Raw genomic sequence first — 18,133 nt, 5'->3', positions numbered from 1 at the left:
GAATGGCAATGGATAAGATAGTAGTGAAAGGGGCCAGAGCCCATAACTTAAAAAATATCGATGTGACAATCCCACGGGATAAGCTTGTCGTTTTGACGGGTCTTTCAGGTTCAGGGAAATCGTCCCTTGCGTTTGATACGATTTATGCAGAAGGGCAGCGGAGATATGTGGAATCCCTGTCAGCGTATGCACGCCAGTTTTTAGGACAGATGGATAAGCCGGATGTGGATGCAATTGAAGGCCTCTCGCCTGCGATCTCCATCGACCAGAAGACGACAAGCCGCAATCCGCGTTCGACTGTAGGTACGGTTACGGAAATCTATGACTATCTGCGTCTGCTTTTCGCGCGGGTGGGGCGTCCAACTTGTCCGAAGCATGGAATTGAAATCTCTTCACAGACCATCGAGCAGATGGTGGACCGAATCCTGGAATACCCGGAACGGACAAAGCTGCAAATCCTGGCGCCAGTTGTGCAAGGGCGTAAAGGGACGCATGTGAAGACGCTCGAAGACATCAAGAAACAGGGCTATGTCCGTGTTCGTGTTAATGGGGAAATGGTCGAGGTAACGGATGAAATAGAGTTGGAAAAAAATAAGAAGCATTCCATCGAAGTGGTCATCGACCGTATTGTCGTAAAAGAAGGTGTGGCAACGCGTCTTTCCGATTCGTTGGAAACTGCGTTGCGCCTAGGTGACGGCAAGGTCATTGTCGATGTGATGGGAGAAGAGGAACTGCTGTTCAGCGAGCATCATGCCTGCCCGCAATGCGGTTTCTCAATCGGGGAGCTTGAGCCGAGAATGTTCTCCTTCAACAGCCCTTATGGCGCCTGCCAGAAGTGTGATGGGCTTGGTACGAAACTCGAAGTCGATGTGGACCTGGTCCTGCCGAATAAACGACTCACATTAAAAGAGCATGCCCTTGCGCCTTGGGAGCCTACGAGCTCTCAATATTACCCTCAAATGCTGCAGGCGGTCTGCAACCATTATGGCATCGATATGGATGTGCCAGTAAGTGAAATACCGGATCATCTGCTCGACAAAATCCTATATGGCAGTGGAAAAGATGAAGTCTATTTCCGCTATGAAAACGATTTTGGTCAGGTTCGTGAAAGCTATATCCGTTTTGAAGGCGTTATTCCGAATGTGGAACGCCGCTACAAGGAAACAAGCTCCGATTACATCCGCGAGCAGATGGAAAAGTACATGGCGCAGCAGCCATGCCCTAGCTGTAAAGGGTTCCGCCTGAAAATCGAGAGCTTGTCCGTTCTAATAAACAAACTCCATATCGGAAATGTAACCAACTTTTCCATCGTGGAGGCTATTGAATTCTTTGAAAATATGGATCTCACCGAAAAGGAAAAGAAAATCGCCAACATGATTCTGCGTGAAATCTGTGAGCGATTAGGCTTTCTGAACAATGTCGGCTTGGATTACCTTTCACTCAGCCGGGCAGCTGGAACACTGTCAGGGGGGGAAGCGCAACGTATCCGACTGGCTACCCAGATCGGTTCGAGGCTAACTGGCGTTCTCTATATCCTCGATGAGCCTTCCATCGGATTGCATCAACGAGACAACGACCGCCTCATCCAGACGCTGAAAAACATGCGAGATATCGGAAATACCTTGATAGTGGTGGAGCATGACGAGGACACGATGATCGCGGCTGACTATCTGATTGATATCGGACCTGGAGCTGGCGTACATGGAGGGAATATCGTCTCTGCGGGTACACCTGAAGAGGTGATGAACGATCCTCATTCCTTGACAGGAAAATATCTGTCCGGGAAGAAGTTCATTCCGCTGCCGACCGAAAGAATAGTGGTCAAGGATCGCTTCCTTGAAATAGTCGGTGCGAATGAAAACAACTTGAGCAATGTTTCTGTGAAAATTCCGCTTGGCTGCTTTGTTGCTGTAACAGGGGTATCAGGGTCAGGAAAAAGTACGCTCATCAATGATATTCTCCACAAGTCATTGGCCCAGCGATTGCATAATGCGAAAACAAAGCCTGGGGAGCATAAGGAAATCAAAGGGGTGGAACATCTCGACAAGGTGATTGATATCGATCAGTCTCCAATCGGGCGTACACCGAGGTCCAATCCTGCAACCTATACTGGCGTGTTCGATGATATCCGTGATGTGTTTGCCTCCACGAATGAGGCGAAGGTACGCGGCTATAAAAAGGGGCGCTTCAGCTTTAACGTAAAAGGCGGGCGCTGTGAGGCGTGCCGTGGAGATGGAATCATCAAAATCGAGATGCATTTCCTTCCGGATGTTTATGTACCTTGTGAAGTGTGCCATGGAAAGCGTTACAACCGTGAAACATTGGAGGTCCAATATAAAGGAAAGAACATTGCCGATATCCTGGAGATGACGGTGGAAGATGCAGTCAGCTTCTTTGAGAACATCCCGAAAATCAAGCGCAAGCTGCAAACGGTCTTTGATGTGGGACTGGGCTATATCACCCTGGGGCAGCCTGCAACGACCCTTTCCGGGGGAGAAGCACAGCGTGTGAAGCTGGCTTCTGAACTGCACCGCAGATCTACCGGCCGTTCTCTCTATATCCTGGATGAGCCTACCACAGGTCTTCATGTGGACGATATTGCGAGACTGCTCAAGGTTCTTCAGCGATTGGTGGAGAACGGGGATACGGTTCTTGTCATCGAGCATAACCTGGACGTCATCAAAGCGGTCGACTACATGATCGACCTTGGACCTGAAGGTGGCGACAAAGGTGGTACCATTATTGCAACAGGTACCCCGGAGGAAATCATCGAAGTGGAAGCTTCCTATACCGGACAATACTTGAGACCGGTGCTTCTCCGTGATCGTGACCGCATGGAACAGAAGGTTCGTGAAGTGGAAACGGTAAGTAAAGGTTAAGATCTAAAACATAACAAAAGGGCTGGAACTTTGATGGATAATCCGTCAAAGCTTCCAGCCCTTTTTTCTATTTTACTATTATACGTACTTTCGTCTGGCGGTTGTTGATGACTATTCTTTAGCCTGTTCCTCTTCCACTTTTTTCTCGATGATGTCCTTCAGAAAGCGGACATCCATTTCGTAAGTTTTATCCTTGAAACGTACTTCGCCAGTATTTTCGTTGAGTTTCCCTTTCAGATGAAAAGAGGCGCTCTGCACGATATATTCCTTGGTTTCTTCATCATAGGTGAAATCCGCTTTGTCGATTTCGTTGGTCACGACAGGTCGGATCGTATTTTCCACGTAATTGGTGGAGGACTCCGTGAAGTCAGGGCCAAGAATTCCGAAGAACACCAGTCCTACCAATACCAGACCTATGATTAACAGCTTTGACAGCACGCTTTTTAGGAAGGGGATTACTACAAATAAGACAACCAGTACGATTATAATCGTTAATAAATGCTCCATTACAAAATCAAACATACTCATCACTCCTTCTATCCTACTTACTACCCACTATACCCAACTATTATTCTCCATTATACCATTCCAATGGTGTGACCTAAAACTGAAGGGTTAATTTTATTGCAACATTGAACACCGCTGTTGATTTCCGCACTAGGCGCAGCGACCCAAGGGGCGGTGCTGGAGCCTCCTCGGGCTTTGCCCTGTGGGGTCTCCAGCCTACCGCCGTCTCCCGCAGGAGTCTTCGCCTATTGCTCCAATCAACAGCTGGACTACGTAATAACCAATTTAGGTCTTTAACAAATTTGATTTAATGTAAGCCTCTAGACGTAGTAGATAGGGAGCAAGAATACTGCTGGGGTCTGACCCCTAATGCAGGGAATTATGCGACAATGAACATAGTAAGAAATTAAAGATAGAGAATAAGAGACAAAGCGTTTTCTGAAATAGGGTGCTGGATTTTTACTACCAGTACATCCCTTCAAGGTTTAAATGTTTTAAAAACCTCTTTTATCATACTTTGTTGCTATTATTACAGTAAGATTTGTTCTTTTACTTTCCCCCTATTGGTTGGAGCGCAAGGGGTGAGACTCCTTGAAAATGCAAGCATTTTCTGCGTGCGATGTATCGCTGCCGGAGCCTTCCTTGTCCTGCGGGAGCAGCGTGTCAAGGGAGACCCCGCAGGCGCACTAGCGCCGAGGAGGCTCCCGAGGCCGCCCGCGGAAAGCGAACCCCTGGAGTGGAAATTAATAGGGGTGTTTAACAAGTTTACAAAATAACCCCCTTTTTCAAGCAACAATCTTTACAAATTTTCTGTATCAAATGAGCTTTACAGAAAGTGTGAAACTTTTGGGGTAGGGTATGCGTATTAGTAGGTAGTTGGGATCCTGGCGGGTTATTAATGTCGGGTCTTGGAAAGGGAAGGGAGGTGGCCGTCTTGGGAAAGAATAATAAGGTTTTGTCGGCGTTATGCTACTTCAGTTTGTTTTTTGCACCGTTTTTGCTGCCGCTTGTGGTGTATTTTATAGCGGATGAACAGGAGGTGAAGGGGCATGCGATGGCATCACTGCTCTCACATCTGCTGCCTCTGATTGTCGTCCCTCTTTTTGCATTCGGTTTTGTAATGGACCAGGCAGCGGTATTATGGTTCATAGTACTGATTATTATTGGTGCTGTTTTGGTAATAGGAACTACAGTTTGGAATATTGTTAAAGGAATTCAACTTTTAAAAGAATCGTAAAAGGGTAACTGATTGCCCAACTAATACAAAGAATTCTGAATGGATATACTAAAGGAGGAAGAGAGAATGGAAGAGCGTAAACGTATTTTGAAGCTGGTGGAAGAAGGAAAGCTGACGGCAGAAGAAGCAATTATTCTATTAGAGAGTCTGGAAAAGAACAGCCAGGAAAAAGAATTGAAAAATGACGAGATTGTCACTGAGTGGACGAAAAATGCCAAAGCCTCGCAAGAAGCGGAGAATGATATTTTTGCAGCATTATCATCCAAGATTTTTTCTAAGACCGGGTATGGTTCAAGTTCACAGGAGGGCGAGAAGCAGAAAACGAAGAAAGACTACTCCTCCTACAGCAAGCAGGCTTCCTCTTTTAAAAATAATATCCTGGATTTTGTAGGAAGCGCCTTGCAGAAAATCAAGGACCTTGACCTTGATTTCAATTTTGGGCCGTCTACTTCCATCCAGCACATTTTCCAACAGTCCGATGTTTATCTGCAGGACATTGATATAGATGTGGCAAATGGAAATGTGAAGATAGTGCCATGGAAAGAGAAGGACGTAAAGATCGAGTGTGAGGCGAAAGTCTACGAAGTGGAGACACAGGATGACGCCCGCAAAGCATTTTTATCGGAAGTGCTGTTTTCAATCGAATCTGGAAAGCTTCGTTTTTCCGTTCAGAAGAAGCAGTTGAAAGTGGACGCAACGGTCTACATCCCGGAGACCGAGTACCATAACCTGCATGTGCGCATGTTTAATGGCCGAATTGAAGGGGAAGGTCTACATGTAACGACGATGAAGCTGAAATCAGCAAATGGTTCGATTATGATTGACCGCGCAACAAGCTCCGACATGGAAGTGGAAACGGCAAACGGACATATCAAGCTGATTGATTGCAACAGCCGGGAACTTGAAGCCGAAACTATCAATGGAAAGGTCTTTGTTAAAGGAGACATTGAGAAGCTGGATATCCAGAGTTTTAACGGAAATGTAACCGGTGAACTGACTGGGGACTCCGTCCGCTCCGTGATGGCGAAAACAAAGACCGGCAGCATCGACCTATACCTGCCGACGACAAACAGTATAGAGGCGGAATTGAAGACCAATCTTGGCGGATTTACATGTGAAATGCCGGGAATGGATGTTGTGGAAGAGAAAAATGAAGTGGTGCAGAAAGCCATGCACTTTAAAGTCAAAAAAGAAGATACAGCGCTCACGCATATTTTGGCGGAGACAACGACTGGATCTATCTCCATAAAACCGTTTGAGGTGAAATAAATTGAAGAAAAATCTTATTCGTTCCAAATATGATAGAAAACTTGCGGGTGTACTTGGGGGACTTGCCAACTACATGGGAATCGATGCGACACTGTTACGTGTCATCTTCGTCATTGCCCTGTTCCCGACAGGCTTTGTTCCACTGCTTATCACCTACTTTGTGCTCGTATTCCTGATGCCGAATGATGAAGGTGAAATGCGGTCATGAAATGGGCCGCAAGCATATTAGTTAATGCGCTAGTCCTTATTGTCGTATCCGGCTACTTCGATTCCTTCTACTTGAGCGGGGTCGGAGCGGCTATCATTGCGAGCTTGATACTTGCAGTTCTGAATACAATCGTAAGGCCGATACTGGTGCTCCTTACTTTGCCGGTTACCATTTTGTCGCTCGGTCTGTTCCTGTTTGTCATTAACGCCATCACCCTCATGCTGACCGCTACCCTGATGGGGGATGCGTTCGATATCGACGGCTTCGGCACAGCGATTTTAGCGGCGATTGTCATCTCGATATTGAATCTATTGATACAGAAAGCAATTGTCGAACCGTTGCAGGATAAAAAGAAATAGGTAATCAAAGCCCGGAATCCACACTTCGGGGCTTTTTATTTTCCTGCGATAAGTTTCTCCGCTTAATAATAAAGTCAAAAAGTGCTAAAATGGGAACAGGTTGTTTTTTACATATAGAAATAAGGTTTTTTATATAGCTAAGGAGGTTTTGGCCTTGCCAAAAGTTCGGACAAAGGATCTAATGGAAAAGTTTAATTTTGAATTGCTTGCGGGTGAAGAAGGGATCAACCGTCCCATCGCGACAAGTGATATTTCCAGGCCTGGTATTGAGATAGCAGGTTATTTCACTTATTATCCTGCAGAAAGAATTCAGCTATTGGGAAAAACGGAGCTTTCTTTTCTTGATCAGCTGACACCTACTGAGAAAAAGAATCGAATGGATCAGCTCTGCACGGATATTACGCCTGGCATCATTATCTCGCGTGATATGGAAGTGCCGCAGGAATTGGTGGAAGCGGCAGAAAGGGAAAGTGTCCCTTTGATGCGTTCCTCTATGAAAACGACGCGTCTTTCTTCCCACTTGACGAATTATCTGGAAGGAAAGCTTGCTCCAACAACTGCGGTGCATGGTGTGCTGGTCGACATTTATGGTCTCGGCGTCCTGATAACCGGGAAGAGTGGTGTGGGTAAAAGTGAAACGGCGCTCGAGCTTGTAAAAAGAGGCCATCGTCTTGTTGCTGATGATTGCGTAGAGATCCGCCAGGAGGATACAGATACGCTCATCGGGAATTCACCGGAGCTGATTGAGCATCTGCTGGAGATTCGCGGGCTGGGTATCATCAATGTGATGACCCTGTTCGGAGCTGGGGCTGTACGCAGCTATAAACGCATTACGCTTGTTATCAATCTTGAGCTATGGGATAAAAACAAGCAATATGACCGTCTAGGACTGGAAGAGGAAAAGATGAAGATCATCGATTCCGAGGTGACAAAATTGACGGTGCCGGTTCGTCCTGGACGAAACTTGGCAGTCATCATTGAGGTAGCGGCGATGAACTTCCGCCTGAAGCGTATGGGCATGAATGCGGCTGAACAGTTCTCGAACCGGTTATCCGGTGTTATCGATGAAGGGGAACATGAGGATATTTAAATTATGGGAGTGTGGAAGAAATGTTAATGGGTAACATTCAGCCGTTGGATCCGATATTAATCAGCTGGCCCATCACCATCTACTGGTATGGGGCGATCATTGGAACCGGTGCGTTGCTGGGACTTTGGATTGCCATGCGTGAATCTGAACGCCGTGGATTGAATAAAGATATTTTTGTTGATTTAGTGCTCTTTGCGATACCGATTGCCATCATTTGTGCTCGACTCTATTATGTTATTTTCCAATGGGATTATTACGGTGCCAACCCGGGTGAAATCATCAAAATCTGGGAAGGCGGACTTGCCATCCATGGTGGCTTGATCGGTGCCATTGCAACCGGCGTTGTTTTTGCAAAAGTACGTGGAATCTCATTCTGGAAGCTTGCTGACATTGGAGCACCAAGTATCATCCTTGGCCAGGCAATAGGACGCTGGGGTAATTTTATGAACCAGGAAGCTCACGGAGGAGAAGTAACACGCGGATTCCTAGAGGGACTACATCTGCCGCAATTCATCATCGATCAGATGTATATCAATGGAACCTATTACCATCCGACGTTCCTCTATGAATCAATCTGGAATTTCGTCGGCTTTGGATTACTGCTGCTTCTGCGCCGGGTGAACCTGCGCCGAGGAGAACTGTTCTTGAGCTATGTGATTTGGTATTCCATCGGACGCTACTTTGTGGAAGGAATGCGTACCGACAGTTTGATGCTGACGGAAGGTCTGCGTATTGCGCAGGTCATCTCCATCGCACTTGTATTGCTTGCTATCGGCCTGATTGTGGTGCGCCGCATGACTGGGCTTGCCAATAAGAAATATTTAGATACAGATACTGCTTCATAAAAAAGATAAACGGCCCCCGCATATGGTACGGCTTGTGTTACAAAGGGGAGGGGAGCGCCTTGCTAGAGACGTTCAAACGAGGTCTCATGGTCGGTCTGAAGACGACCTGGACCTTAGGTAAAGTGATTTTTCCGGTTACATTGATTGTGGGGATTTTGCAGCATACCCCGATTTTGCAATTTATCATAGAAGCGATTGCGCCATTGATGGGGATTTTCGGACTGTCCGGAGAAGCGGCTATTCCCCTTGTCATTGGGAACTTTCTTAATTTATATGCCGGGATCGGTGCCATCCTGACATTGGACCTTACTGTAAAAGAAGTGTTCATATTGGCGATTATGCTGTCATTCTCCCATAATCTCCTGGTGGAATCGACGGTAGCGGCGAAAGTGGGCTTGAAGATCTGGGTGATTCTCATCGTCCGCCTCGGCTTGGCGATATTCTCCGGAATCATCATCAACCTTGCATGGAACGGCGGTCAGGAGCAGGCACAATACGGCCTGGTTTCAAAGTCCGAGCAGGCTGTGTCGGGATTCTTTCCAATAATTTTTGATGCGGTGCAACGCGGCATGATGGGTATCGTGCAGCTTGCCATCATCGTCATACCATTGATGATTCTTGTGCAATATATGAAGGAATTGGGCTGGCTCGCCGTCTTTTCGAAATGGATGGCCCCTTTTATGAAATTGCTTGGCATGAAGGAAAATACCGCAACGACAATGGTTGCCGGTTTGACGATTGGTCTTGCCTATGGTGCAGGAGTGATGATCCAGGCTGTAAAAGAGGATAATGTAAGCAAAAAGGACCTGACCCTGGCTTTTATTTTCCTTGTTGCCTGCCATGCCGTTGTGGAGGATACATTGATCTTCATTCCGCTTGGCATTCCTGTCTGGCCATTGCTTGTGATCCGCCTTGTTACGGCTATACTATTAACAATTGCCGTAGCATTCATCTGGAAGAGAATCGAAGTTTCAAAAAGAAAGGAAGCAACCTATGAGCATTAACACCTTATTGTTTGATTTAGATGGAACATTGATCGATACGAATGACTTGATCATTGAGTCCTTTTTACACACCTTGAACCACTACTATCCGGACCAGTACCAGCGTGAAGATATCCTCACGTTCCTTGGGCCGCCTCTCTATGACACTTTCGTCAAAATGGATGAAGCGCGAGTGGAGGAAATGATCACCCACTATCGTACATTCAATATGACCAAGCATGATGAATTGGTCAAGGAGTTCGAAGGTGTCTATGACACAGTGAAGCTCCTTCATCAAAAAGGGCTGAAGCTCGGCATCGTCACAACAAAAATGCGTGGAACGGTCGTGATGGGATTAAAATTGACCGGACTGGATGCTTTCTTTGATGTGGTGGTCTGTCTGGATGATGTAACGAATGCCAAGCCAGACCCGGAGCCGATCCATCTTGCCCTGCAACAGCTTGGATCCACTCCTGAAGAGGCAATCATGGTGGGAGACAACTATCACGATATCCTTGCTGGTAAAAATGCCGGAACGAAAACGGCTGCTGTAAGCTGGACCATCAAAGGCGTGGAGTACCTGCAGCAATTTGAGCCGGATTATGTACTCACACATATGGAAGACATCCTTCCGCTCGTTGGAGTGACAAAGGGTGAGTAGAAGGACGACCCGTTATCCGGTGGAAGGTGCAAATTCCCTTTGGCATGTGTACAAAACGGTTCCCTTTTTAAAAGTCGTGAAAAATTTCGCCGTCATTCAGCTTGCGAGGTATTCACCATTTCTCGGAATGAAAAATTGGCTGTATCGCACTTTTCTCGGAATGAAGGTCGGCGATCAGACTTCATTTGCGCTGATGGTGATGCTTGATGTGATGTTCCCGGAGAAAATAAGCGTGGGCCGTAATACGGTGATTGGATACAATACGACGATTCTCGCCCATGAATATCTTGTAAAGGAATACCGCCTTGGAGATGTCGAGATCGGCAGCGAGGTCATGATCGGTGCAAACACCACCATCCTGCCTGGTGTCACGATAGGAGACGGTGCCATCGTTTCCGCCGGTACCCTCGTACATAAGGATGTTGCGCCTGGCGTCTTCGTCGGCGGCAACCCAATGAGCGTCATCTATACGAAGGAAGAGATGGCGGAGCGGTTGAAAATGTAAGGTAGATTTAATGCAGTCCACTCAATATTATGGGTGGGCTGTTTTTTTGTGTGGTGAAAAACCTTGTGTAAGAAGAGGGGTTATGGAAAGTCTATTAATCGAAAAGGATGGCAAAAAGTCTTCCTAGAGGCGATGAAGGGGCAAATCACGAAAAAGATAGAGCAAAAGGTCCATCATAAGCTTGATGAAAGCCCTTTTTGCCCAGATTGTCAGGCAAAAGGTCCAACATAAGCCTGATGAAAGCCCTTTTTGCACTGATCGGCAGGCAAAAAGTCCATCATCAACAATATAAAAAGATAAGTTCAGCCTAGGAGCAAATTGGCACTTCATTGTTATGGTAGTAATGCTCTCCAACCCTCCAACCTCTAGGATAGAGTGTCTTTTTTTAGTCATAATAGGGTATAGGAGCCGTAACAGCATATATCCACCTCATAGAATTCCTACATACCCAACTCACCACTTAACACTTGACCATCAATCATCAATTTGTTAGTATGTTACCATATTAGCGAACTAAAGGATTTGGAATTTATTCTACAATTTATCATTTCAGCAAAAGGCGGGCTGCCAGATGTCAAAACTGTTTATGTTTGAAAAACCACTGGGAATGCGGGATACGCTCCCTTCATTATATGAACCGAAGAAAATGGTCAAGGATACGATGACGACGGGTATCAATCAATGGGGCTATCAGTTTATGGAGACTCCGACCTTGGAATATTATGATACGGTCGGTGAGGCTTCTGCGATTTTAGATCAACAGCTTTTTAAATTGCTTGATCAGCAGGGACATACATTGGTACTGCGTCCTGACATGACGGCACCGATTGCGAGGGTGGCGGCTTCAAGACTAGTCAATGAAGGCTACCCGTTGCGCTTGGCGTATTCAGCGAATGTATTCCGTGCCCAGCAGAATGAGGCAGGAAGACCTGCAGAGTTCGAGCAGATCGGAGTGGAATGCATCGGGGACCGGTCAATCAGTGCGGACGCAGAAATGATTGCCTTGATGGTTTCCCTTTTAAAGAAGGTCGGACTATCCACCTTTACGATAGCGATCGGGCATGTCGGCTTTCTTCAAGAGATTTTCCTTGATATTGTCGGGAATGAAGAACGTGCAGCGACATTAAGAAGATTTTTATATGAGAAAAATTATGTGGGGTATCGTGAGCATGTGAAAGGCTTGCCGTTATCCTCGATAGATAAAAAGCGCCTACTGTCGCTTTTGACCTTTCGTGGAAATTCCACGCAGATTCAGTCTGCAAAAGAGATTGTGGAAGGCGAAGCTGGTAGAAAAGCGGTTGAAGAGCTGGAGCAGTTATGGACGATGCTTGAAGCCTATGGTGTTCAGGATTTTGTAAAGCTGGATCTGAATATCGTCAGCCATATGAGCTATTACACTGGGATTGTATTTGAGGCCTATGCGGGAAATATCGGGTTTCCGATCGGGAACGGCGGACGCTATGATCAGCTTTTCCAAAAATTTGACCGGGATAAGTCCGCCACCGGATTCGGAATCCATCTTGATCGTCTTTTAGAGGCGAAGGATATGAAAAAGGCGACCGCTGCAATACATGGTGTTCTTTTCAGCCAGGAGCGGCGGGAAGAAGCGATCGAGTTTGCGAGAATGAAAAGGGAAGAGGGTGAGCGGGTGGTGCTGCAGGATATCAGTGGTGTGGAAAATGTCGATGCATGCACAGGCTCCTTTCATGAGGTGACCTTTTTTCTCGGAAAAGCCAGAAAGGGGAATGAATCATGAGCGTACTGACAATTGCGATGCCAAAGGGCAGGATTTTTGAAGAAGCGGCAGCACTCCTAGTGAAGGCCGGTTACGAGATTCCTCCTGATCTGGATGATTCCAGAAAGCTGATTATCGATGTACCGGCTGAGAACATGCGCTTTATCCTGGCCAAGCCGATGGATGTGACGACATACGTCGAGCATGGAGTGGCTGATGTCGGAATCGCTGGAAAGGATGTCATGCTCGAGGAGGAGCGGGATGTCTACGAGGTGCTTGATTTGAAAATTAGCCACTGTTATCTGGCTGTTGCGGGACTGCCTGGTACAGAAATGCAGGATGTAGCGCCGAAGATTGCCACCAAATATCCCGGCATCGCCTCCCGTTATTTCCGTGAACAGGGGGAGCAGGTGGAGATTGTGAAATTGAACGGTTCGATAGAGCTTGCCCCGATGATTGGCCTTTCCGACCGGATTGTGGATATTGTATCCACAGGTCGGACTTTAAAAGAGAACGGATTGGTGGAATTTGAACGGATTGTGGATATCACGTCCAGGTTGATTGTTAATCCTGTGAGTTATCGCTTGAAGGACCAGCAAATAGATGAGCTTGTGGATAGATTGGCGCAAGTGGTAGAGGAGGTCTAGCTCCATGAAAATAAAGAGAATAGAAGAGAGCATATCACTGCGCCGCTCGCTTGATCAGGGAACGGAAGAGCAGCGGAAAGCGGTATTGGAAGTCATAGAGGCAGTACGTACAAAAGGCGATGCTGCGCTGTTATCCTACACGGAAAAGTGGGATGGCGCGAAGCTGGATAGCCTGCTGGTGACTAAAGAGGAGATCATCCAGGCATATGAAGCTTTTCCGACATCCATCAACGTGGTGATCCAGGAGGCGGCAGCGAATATCCGCGAGTACCATGAAAAGCAGGTCAGGCAATCGTGGTTATCCACAAAAGAGGATGGAACGATTCTAGGTCAGAAGGTGACCGCGCTTGATGCTGTGGGCGTCTATGTTCCAGGCGGAAAGGCGGCATACCCGTCCTCAGTGCTGATGAACGTTATTCCGGCGCAGGTTGCCGGAGTGGAGCGAATTGCGATGGTGACGCCTCCGGCTGCTGATGGAACTGTTCCGGCAGGTGTCCTCGTGGCTGCAGATATCCTCGGTGTGGATGAAATCTATAAAGTCGGCGGGGCACAGGCGGTTGCAGCCCTTGCCTACGGTACAGAAACGGTAAGGCCTGTGGATAAAATCGTCGGACCCGGGAATATCTTTGTGGCGCTTGCAAAAAAAGAAGTGTATGGACTTGTGGATATCGACAGCATCGCCGGCCCAAGTGAGATTGTCGTACTGGCAGATGAAACGGCAAATGCCCATGAAGTGGCAGCGGATTTGCTATCACAGGCGGAGCATGATGAGCGTGCCTCCTGTGTCTTGGTGACAACCTGTGGAGAACTTGCGGAGCGTGTGGCGCTGGAAGTGGAAAAGCAGCTGTCCAATTTGCCAAGGGAAGAGATTGCTCGGGCTTCAATCAACGAATTTGGGGCCATCTATGTGACAGAGTCGATGGAGGAAGCGCTCCGGGTGGTCAATGAGTTGGCGCCGGAGCATCTGGAAGTGATGACAAAAGAACCGATGAACCTGCTGCCTTTTATCAAGCATGCAGGTGCGATTTTCCTGGGAAGATACAGCTCAGAGCCTGTTGGGGATTATTTTGCAGGCCCGAATCACGTACTTCCGACAAATGGGACGGCGCGGTTCTCCAGTGGATTATCTGTGGATGAATTTGTGAAAAAGTCGAGCATCATCATGTATAGTCAACAGGCGCTTGAGGATAATGTGGATAAAATTGCAGCGTTTGCAAGATTGGAAGGTCTTGAGGCGCATGCACGTGCAGTGGAAGCGAGATTTAAGAAGCGAGGGGAATTCTGATGACAAGAACAGCAAGCATCGAGCGGAATACAAAAGAAACACAGATAGATTTATCTTTTACGATAGATGGAGAAGGAGCTGCAAAGCTTGAAACACCGGTCCCTTTCATGACACATATGCTGGACCTGTTCACCAAGCATGGCCAGTTCAACCTGGATCTCGTGGCAAACGGGGATGTGGATATCGATGATCATCACACAACAGAGGACATCGGAATCTGCCTCGGCCAGGCGCTGAAAAATGCACTTGGGGATAAGATGGGGATAAAACGCTATGGCAATGCATTTGTCCCAATGGATGAAGCTTTGGCCCAGGTGGTTGTGGATTTGAGCAACCGTCCACATCTTGAAATCAGGGCGGAGTTCCCAAGCCAAAAGGTCGGAACATTCGATACGGAGCTTGTGCATGAATTTCTGTGGAAGCTGGCGTTGGAGGCAAGGATGAACCTGCATGTGATCGTGCATTACGGTAGCAATACACACCACATCATAGAAGCGATTTTTAAAGCATTGGGACGTGCCCTGGACGAAGCGACCACTATCGATCCCCGTGTAAAAGGAGTGCCTTCCACGAAAGGAATGTTATAGAATGATCGGCATCATCGACTACGGAATGGGAAATTTGTATAGTGTGAGCAAGGCGCTGGAACGGATGGATGTACCATATGTCATCTCCTCGGAGCAAGAAGTTCTTGAAAAGGTGGATAGCTTGATTCTGCCGGGAGTGGGATCTTTCCGCGATGCGATGGCTATTTTAAAAGAGACAGAGCTCGACAAGTTTATTTTAGATGAAGTGAATCGTGGTAAAATGCTGCTTGGAATCTGTCTTGGCATGCAGCTCTTGTATGGGGAAAGTGAGGAAAACGGTGTAACGGAAGGACTCGGTCTGCTCGAAGGCAGGGTCGTTCGTTTTCCTGGGGTGACTCCAAGTGGTGAGAGCTACAAAGTTCCCCATATGGGATGGAACAAGCTGGACTTTCACCAGGAGTCTCCGCTTTTGGAGGGACTTGACGATGATTTTGTCTATTTTGTCCATTCCTATTATGTGACTGGTTTTGTCTCGGATGAATTGCTGGCAAGCAGCAGCTATAACGTGCAGGTGCCGGCTGTAGTAGGAAGAGGAAATGTGTTCGGCACACAGTTCCACCCAGAGAAAAGTAGTGACGCTGGTCTTGCGATTCTCAAGAATTTTGTAGGCTTGACGGAAAAGGGGGAGAAATAGATGACATTTACTATCTATCCGGCAATCGATATGCGTGGCGGGAAATGCGTGCGGTTGCTGCAGGGTGACTATAGTAAGGAGACGGTGTATGGCGATTCCCCTTTTGAGATGGCGAAAAGCTTTGTGGAACAGGGTGCTGAATGGATACATATGGTGGATCTTGATGGGGCTAAGGCTGGAGCTCCTGTGAATCATTCGTTTGTTTTGCAGGTTGCACGTGAGCTTCCGGCGAAGGTGCAGATTGGTGGCGGCATACGCAGTGCTGAAGACGTTGAGTTCTATTTATCACAAGGTGTGGACCGCGTTATCTTGGGAAGTGCAGCAATCAATAATCCTTCCTTTGTAAAAGAAATGCTGGCGCGCCATGGAGAAAAGATCGCAATCGGCCTGGATGCGAAGGATGGCTATGTTGCCACAGAAGGCTGGGTGGAAACTTCCACAGTAAAAGCGACAGTTCTAGGACTTGAGCTTGCAGAGGCTGGCGCAAAAACCTTCATTTTTACCGATATTGCAACAGACGGCATGCTTTCCGGACCAAATGTGGGTGCCACAGCAGAGTTGGCAAGTGTGACTGGTGCATCGGTCATTGCGTCAGGCGGAGTAAGTTCAATGGTCGATCTGCAGGTGCTAAGAGAGTTCGCTGGGCGTGGTGTAGTAGGAGCTATTGTCGGTAAGGCGATTTATACGAATAAAATTTCACTTGCTGATGCGATAGAAGAGGTGAAGTGACAATGCTGACTAAGCGAATCATACCTTGTTTGGATGTAAAAGAAGGACGTGTGGTAAAAGGGGTCCAGTTTGTAGAGTTAAGAGATGCGGGCGATCCGGTGGAGCTTGCGGCTTTCTATGATGAAGAAGGTGCCGATGAGCTGGTGTTTCTGGATATTTCAGCCTCCCATGAAGGTCGGGAAACGATGGTCGAAGTGGTCGAGCAGGTTGCTGCTAAGCTTGCGATTCCTTTTACTGTCGGAGGCGGGATCAATACGATCGAGGATATGAAACGGCTTCTGCGTGCAGGAGCGGATAAGGTTTCCCTGAATACTGCAGCCTTGCTGAATCCGACGCTCATTCAAGCGGGCAGTGATTATTTTGGCTCGCAGTGTATCGTGGTTGCGATTGATGCTAGGTTTGATGTGGACCTTGGAAGCTGGCGAGTCTATACACATGGCGGCCGCCGGGAGACGGAATGGGAAGTGGTTGCCTGGGCGAAGGAAGCGGTGCACCTGGGAGCCGGGGAGATCCTGTTGACAAGCATGGATAGCGATGGCGAGAAAAAAGGCTTCAATCTTGCTTTGACAAAAGCGGTCAGCTCGGCCGTTAGCGTACCGGTCATTGCGTCCGGTGGAGCCGGTGAGGCGGTTCATTTTCTTGATGCTTTTGAAGAAGGTGCGGCGGATGCGGCGCTTGCTGCATCCATCTTCCACTATAAAGAAACGTCAGTCCGTGAAGTGAAATCATTTTTAAAAGAGAAGGGGGTGCTTGTTCGATGAGTGTGGAAATTAATCTGGAAGCGGTGCGCTTTGATGAGAAGGGCCTTGTGCCGTGTATCGTACAGGATGTCAGAAGTCGCGAAGTGTTGACGCTTGCCTATATGAATGGAGAGTCGCTTGTGAAAACTGTGGAGACCCGCGAAACCTGGTTTTGGAGTCGGTCACGGGGTGAGCTTTGGCATAAGGGGGCCACTTCAGGCAATACGCAGAAGGTGATTGAAATGCGCTATGACTGTGATCAGGATGCCGTTCTTGTACTTGTGGAGCCGAATGGGCCGGCTTGCCATAAGGGCGAGGATACATGTTTTCATGAGGTTATGCTGAAGGACAGTGCGGTGGCCGGCGGTTCGGGATTAGGGATACTTTCGACTTTGGAACGTTTAATAGAAGAAAGACAGCAGCAGATGCCTGAAGGGTCCTATACCACTTACCTGTTTGAAGAGGGTGTGGATAAGATTTTGAAGAAGGTTGGGGAAGAGGCAGCCGAGGTGATCATTGCAGCGAAAAACCGTGATAAGGAGGAGCTTACTTGGGAAGCTGCTGATTTGATGTTTCATTTAATGGTGCTGCTGAGGGAGCAGGATGTGCGTTTGGATGAGGTGCTGGCGGTTTTGGAGGAGCGGCATACGAAGAGTAAGTGATGTGGGAGTGTTTTTCTGGCAGCTGAGAGGGTGCTGGGGGGCGCTTTTTTTGTGCTCCGGATTTTTTGTTGGGGAGGGATGCTTAAGACCGGGGCCAGACCCCGAGTGGTGTGGTCGTGGAATTGGTGGGGTGCGCTTAGGTTGTTTGGTTTGAAGCGTTGGTGTGGTTTTGGGGGTCAGGCCCCAGGCGGCCGTCGGATTTATAGGGGACGAAATCGTGGAGGGGTTGGGTTTTGTTTAGTTTGTTTTGGAGGGGGAGGTTTGCGTGGTGTAGGGGAGCGAAGCGCTGGGGGCGCTTTGGCTAATTGGGTTGGGGTTGTTTGGCGGTTTTGGATTTTTTGTTGGGGAGGGATGCTTAAGACCGGGGCCAGACCCTGAGGGGTGTGGTCGTGGAGTTGGTGGGGTGCGCTTAGGTTGTTTGGTTTGAAGCGTTGGTGTGGTTTTGGGGGTCAGGCCCCAGGCGGCCGTCGGATATTTAGGGGACGAAATCGTGGAGGGGTTGGGTTTTGTTTAGTTTGTTTTGGAGGGGGAGGTTTGCGTGGTGTAGGGGAGCGAAGCGCTGGGGGCGCTT

The 18,133-nt window shown here is 47.9% G+C and carries 19 protein-coding genes; 18 read left to right on the top strand and 1 reads right to left on the bottom strand.

Annotated features, from left to right (window positions below; translation table 11 throughout):
• Positions 1 to 2: 2 nt before the first annotated feature.
• On the top strand, positions 3 to 2,879 hold the full coding sequence (gene uvrA, locus ACFVAD_RS00450; protein ID WP_386634727.1) for an excinuclease ABC subunit UvrA: 2,877 nt from the start codon (positions 3 to 5) through the stop codon (positions 2,877 to 2,879).
• A gap of 111 nt (positions 2,880 to 2,990) precedes the next feature.
• On the opposite strand, the gene ACFVAD_RS00445 is transcribed toward uvrA, so the two are convergent.
• Positions 2,991 to 3,401 carry a hypothetical protein gene (locus ACFVAD_RS00445; protein ID WP_386634725.1) on the bottom strand — a complete coding sequence of 137 codons (411 nt, stop codon included), beginning with the start codon at positions 3,399 to 3,401 and terminating at the stop codon, positions 2,991 to 2,993.
• A 919-nt stretch (positions 3,402 to 4,320) separates the two neighbouring features.
• On the opposite strand from ACFVAD_RS00445, the gene ACFVAD_RS00440 reads away from it, so the two are divergent.
• The 17 genes from ACFVAD_RS00440 (at position 4,321) to hisIE (ending at position 17,562) form a co-directional block, all read left to right on the top strand.
• The gene (locus ACFVAD_RS00440) at positions 4,321 to 4,623 is read left to right on the top strand and encodes a magnetosome magnetite crystal formation protein family (RefSeq protein ID WP_386634722.1); all 303 of its coding nucleotides are present in this window, start codon (positions 4,321 to 4,323) and stop codon (positions 4,621 to 4,623) included.
• Positions 4,624 to 4,689: 66 nt separating this feature from the next.
• Positions 4,690 to 5,892, top strand: a complete 1,203-nt coding sequence (locus tag ACFVAD_RS00435) for a DUF4097 family beta strand repeat-containing protein (RefSeq protein ID WP_386634719.1) — start codon at positions 4,690 to 4,692, stop codon at positions 5,890 to 5,892.
• Position 5,893: 1 nt separating this feature from the next.
• Positions 5,894 to 6,100: a PspC domain-containing protein gene (locus tag ACFVAD_RS00430; RefSeq protein ID WP_386634716.1), complete on the top strand. Its 207-nt coding sequence runs from the start codon at positions 5,894 to 5,896 to the stop codon at positions 6,098 to 6,100.
• Complete coding sequence (locus ACFVAD_RS00425) at positions 6,097 to 6,459, top strand: phage holin family protein (RefSeq protein ID WP_386634713.1); 363 nt, start codon at positions 6,097 to 6,099, stop codon at positions 6,457 to 6,459. The genes ACFVAD_RS00430 and ACFVAD_RS00425 overlap by 4 nt, the downstream gene beginning before the upstream one ends.
• Before the next feature lie 154 nt (positions 6,460 to 6,613).
• Positions 6,614 to 7,549 (top strand): HPr(Ser) kinase/phosphatase, encoded by a 936-nt coding sequence (hprK, locus tag ACFVAD_RS00420; RefSeq protein ID WP_386634711.1) that lies wholly within the window; start codon positions 6,614 to 6,616, stop codon positions 7,547 to 7,549.
• Positions 7,550 to 7,569: 20 nt separating this feature from the next.
• Entirely contained in the window at positions 7,570 to 8,394 is an 825-nt protein-coding gene (gene lgt / locus ACFVAD_RS00415) for a prolipoprotein diacylglyceryl transferase (RefSeq protein ID WP_386634708.1), read from the top strand.
• An 86-nt stretch (positions 8,395 to 8,480) separates the two neighbouring features.
• Complete coding sequence (locus tag ACFVAD_RS00410; protein ID WP_386635345.1) at positions 8,481 to 9,398, top strand: nucleoside recognition domain-containing protein; 918 nt, start codon at positions 8,481 to 8,483, stop codon at positions 9,396 to 9,398.
• Positions 9,388 to 10,038 (top strand): pyrophosphatase PpaX, encoded by a 651-nt coding sequence (gene ppaX / locus ACFVAD_RS00405; protein ID WP_386634705.1) that lies wholly within the window; start codon positions 9,388 to 9,390, stop codon positions 10,036 to 10,038. Before ACFVAD_RS00410 ends, ppaX begins: the two co-directional genes overlap by 11 nt.
• Positions 10,031 to 10,543 carry an acyltransferase gene (locus ACFVAD_RS00400; protein WP_386634702.1) on the top strand — a complete coding sequence of 171 codons (513 nt, stop codon included), beginning with the start codon at positions 10,031 to 10,033 and terminating at the stop codon, positions 10,541 to 10,543. Before ppaX ends, ACFVAD_RS00400 begins: the two co-directional genes overlap by 8 nt.
• A gap of 571 nt (positions 10,544 to 11,114) precedes the next feature.
• Positions 11,115 to 12,299: an ATP phosphoribosyltransferase regulatory subunit gene (locus ACFVAD_RS00395; protein WP_386634699.1), complete on the top strand. Its 1,185-nt coding sequence runs from the start codon at positions 11,115 to 11,117 to the stop codon at positions 12,297 to 12,299.
• Positions 12,296 to 12,925: an ATP phosphoribosyltransferase gene (hisG, locus tag ACFVAD_RS00390; RefSeq protein ID WP_386634697.1), complete on the top strand. Its 630-nt coding sequence runs from the start codon at positions 12,296 to 12,298 to the stop codon at positions 12,923 to 12,925. Before ACFVAD_RS00395 ends, hisG begins: the two co-directional genes overlap by 4 nt.
• Positions 12,926 to 12,929: 4 nt before the next feature.
• The gene (gene hisD / locus ACFVAD_RS00385; protein ID WP_386634694.1) at positions 12,930 to 14,210 is read left to right on the top strand and encodes a histidinol dehydrogenase; all 1,281 of its coding nucleotides are present in this window, start codon (positions 12,930 to 12,932) and stop codon (positions 14,208 to 14,210) included.
• Positions 14,210 to 14,797 (top strand): imidazoleglycerol-phosphate dehydratase HisB, encoded by a 588-nt coding sequence (hisB, locus tag ACFVAD_RS00380; protein ID WP_386634691.1) that lies wholly within the window; start codon positions 14,210 to 14,212, stop codon positions 14,795 to 14,797. The genes hisD and hisB overlap by 1 nt, the downstream gene beginning before the upstream one ends.
• A gap of 1 nt (position 14,798) precedes the next feature.
• Positions 14,799 to 15,431: an imidazole glycerol phosphate synthase subunit HisH gene (hisH, locus tag ACFVAD_RS00375; RefSeq protein WP_386634687.1), complete on the top strand. Its 633-nt coding sequence runs from the start codon at positions 14,799 to 14,801 to the stop codon at positions 15,429 to 15,431.
• Positions 15,432 to 16,160 carry a 1-(5-phosphoribosyl)-5-[(5-phosphoribosylamino)methylideneamino]imidazole-4-carboxamide isomerase gene (gene hisA / locus ACFVAD_RS00370; protein ID WP_386634684.1) on the top strand — a complete coding sequence of 243 codons (729 nt, stop codon included), beginning with the start codon at positions 15,432 to 15,434 and terminating at the stop codon, positions 16,158 to 16,160.
• 2 nt (positions 16,161 to 16,162) lie between these two features.
• Positions 16,163 to 16,921: an imidazole glycerol phosphate synthase subunit HisF gene (gene hisF / locus ACFVAD_RS00365; protein ID WP_386634681.1), complete on the top strand. Its 759-nt coding sequence runs from the start codon at positions 16,163 to 16,165 to the stop codon at positions 16,919 to 16,921.
• On the top strand, positions 16,918 to 17,562 hold the full coding sequence (gene hisIE, locus ACFVAD_RS00360) for a bifunctional phosphoribosyl-AMP cyclohydrolase/phosphoribosyl-ATP diphosphatase HisIE (protein WP_386634678.1): 645 nt from the start codon (positions 16,918 to 16,920) through the stop codon (positions 17,560 to 17,562). The genes hisF and hisIE overlap by 4 nt, the downstream gene beginning before the upstream one ends.
• The last annotated feature ends 571 nt before the right edge of the window (positions 17,563 to 18,133 follow it).

Origin of the sequence: Sutcliffiella sp. NPDC057660, from assembly GCF_042800035.1 — a bacterium.
In the GTDB taxonomy this organism is placed as follows: Bacteria; Bacillota; Bacilli; order Bacillales; family Bacillaceae_I; genus Sutcliffiella_A.
The sequence above is the reverse complement of the archived record's forward strand: the minus strand, read 5'-3'. Positions and strand labels throughout refer to the sequence as shown.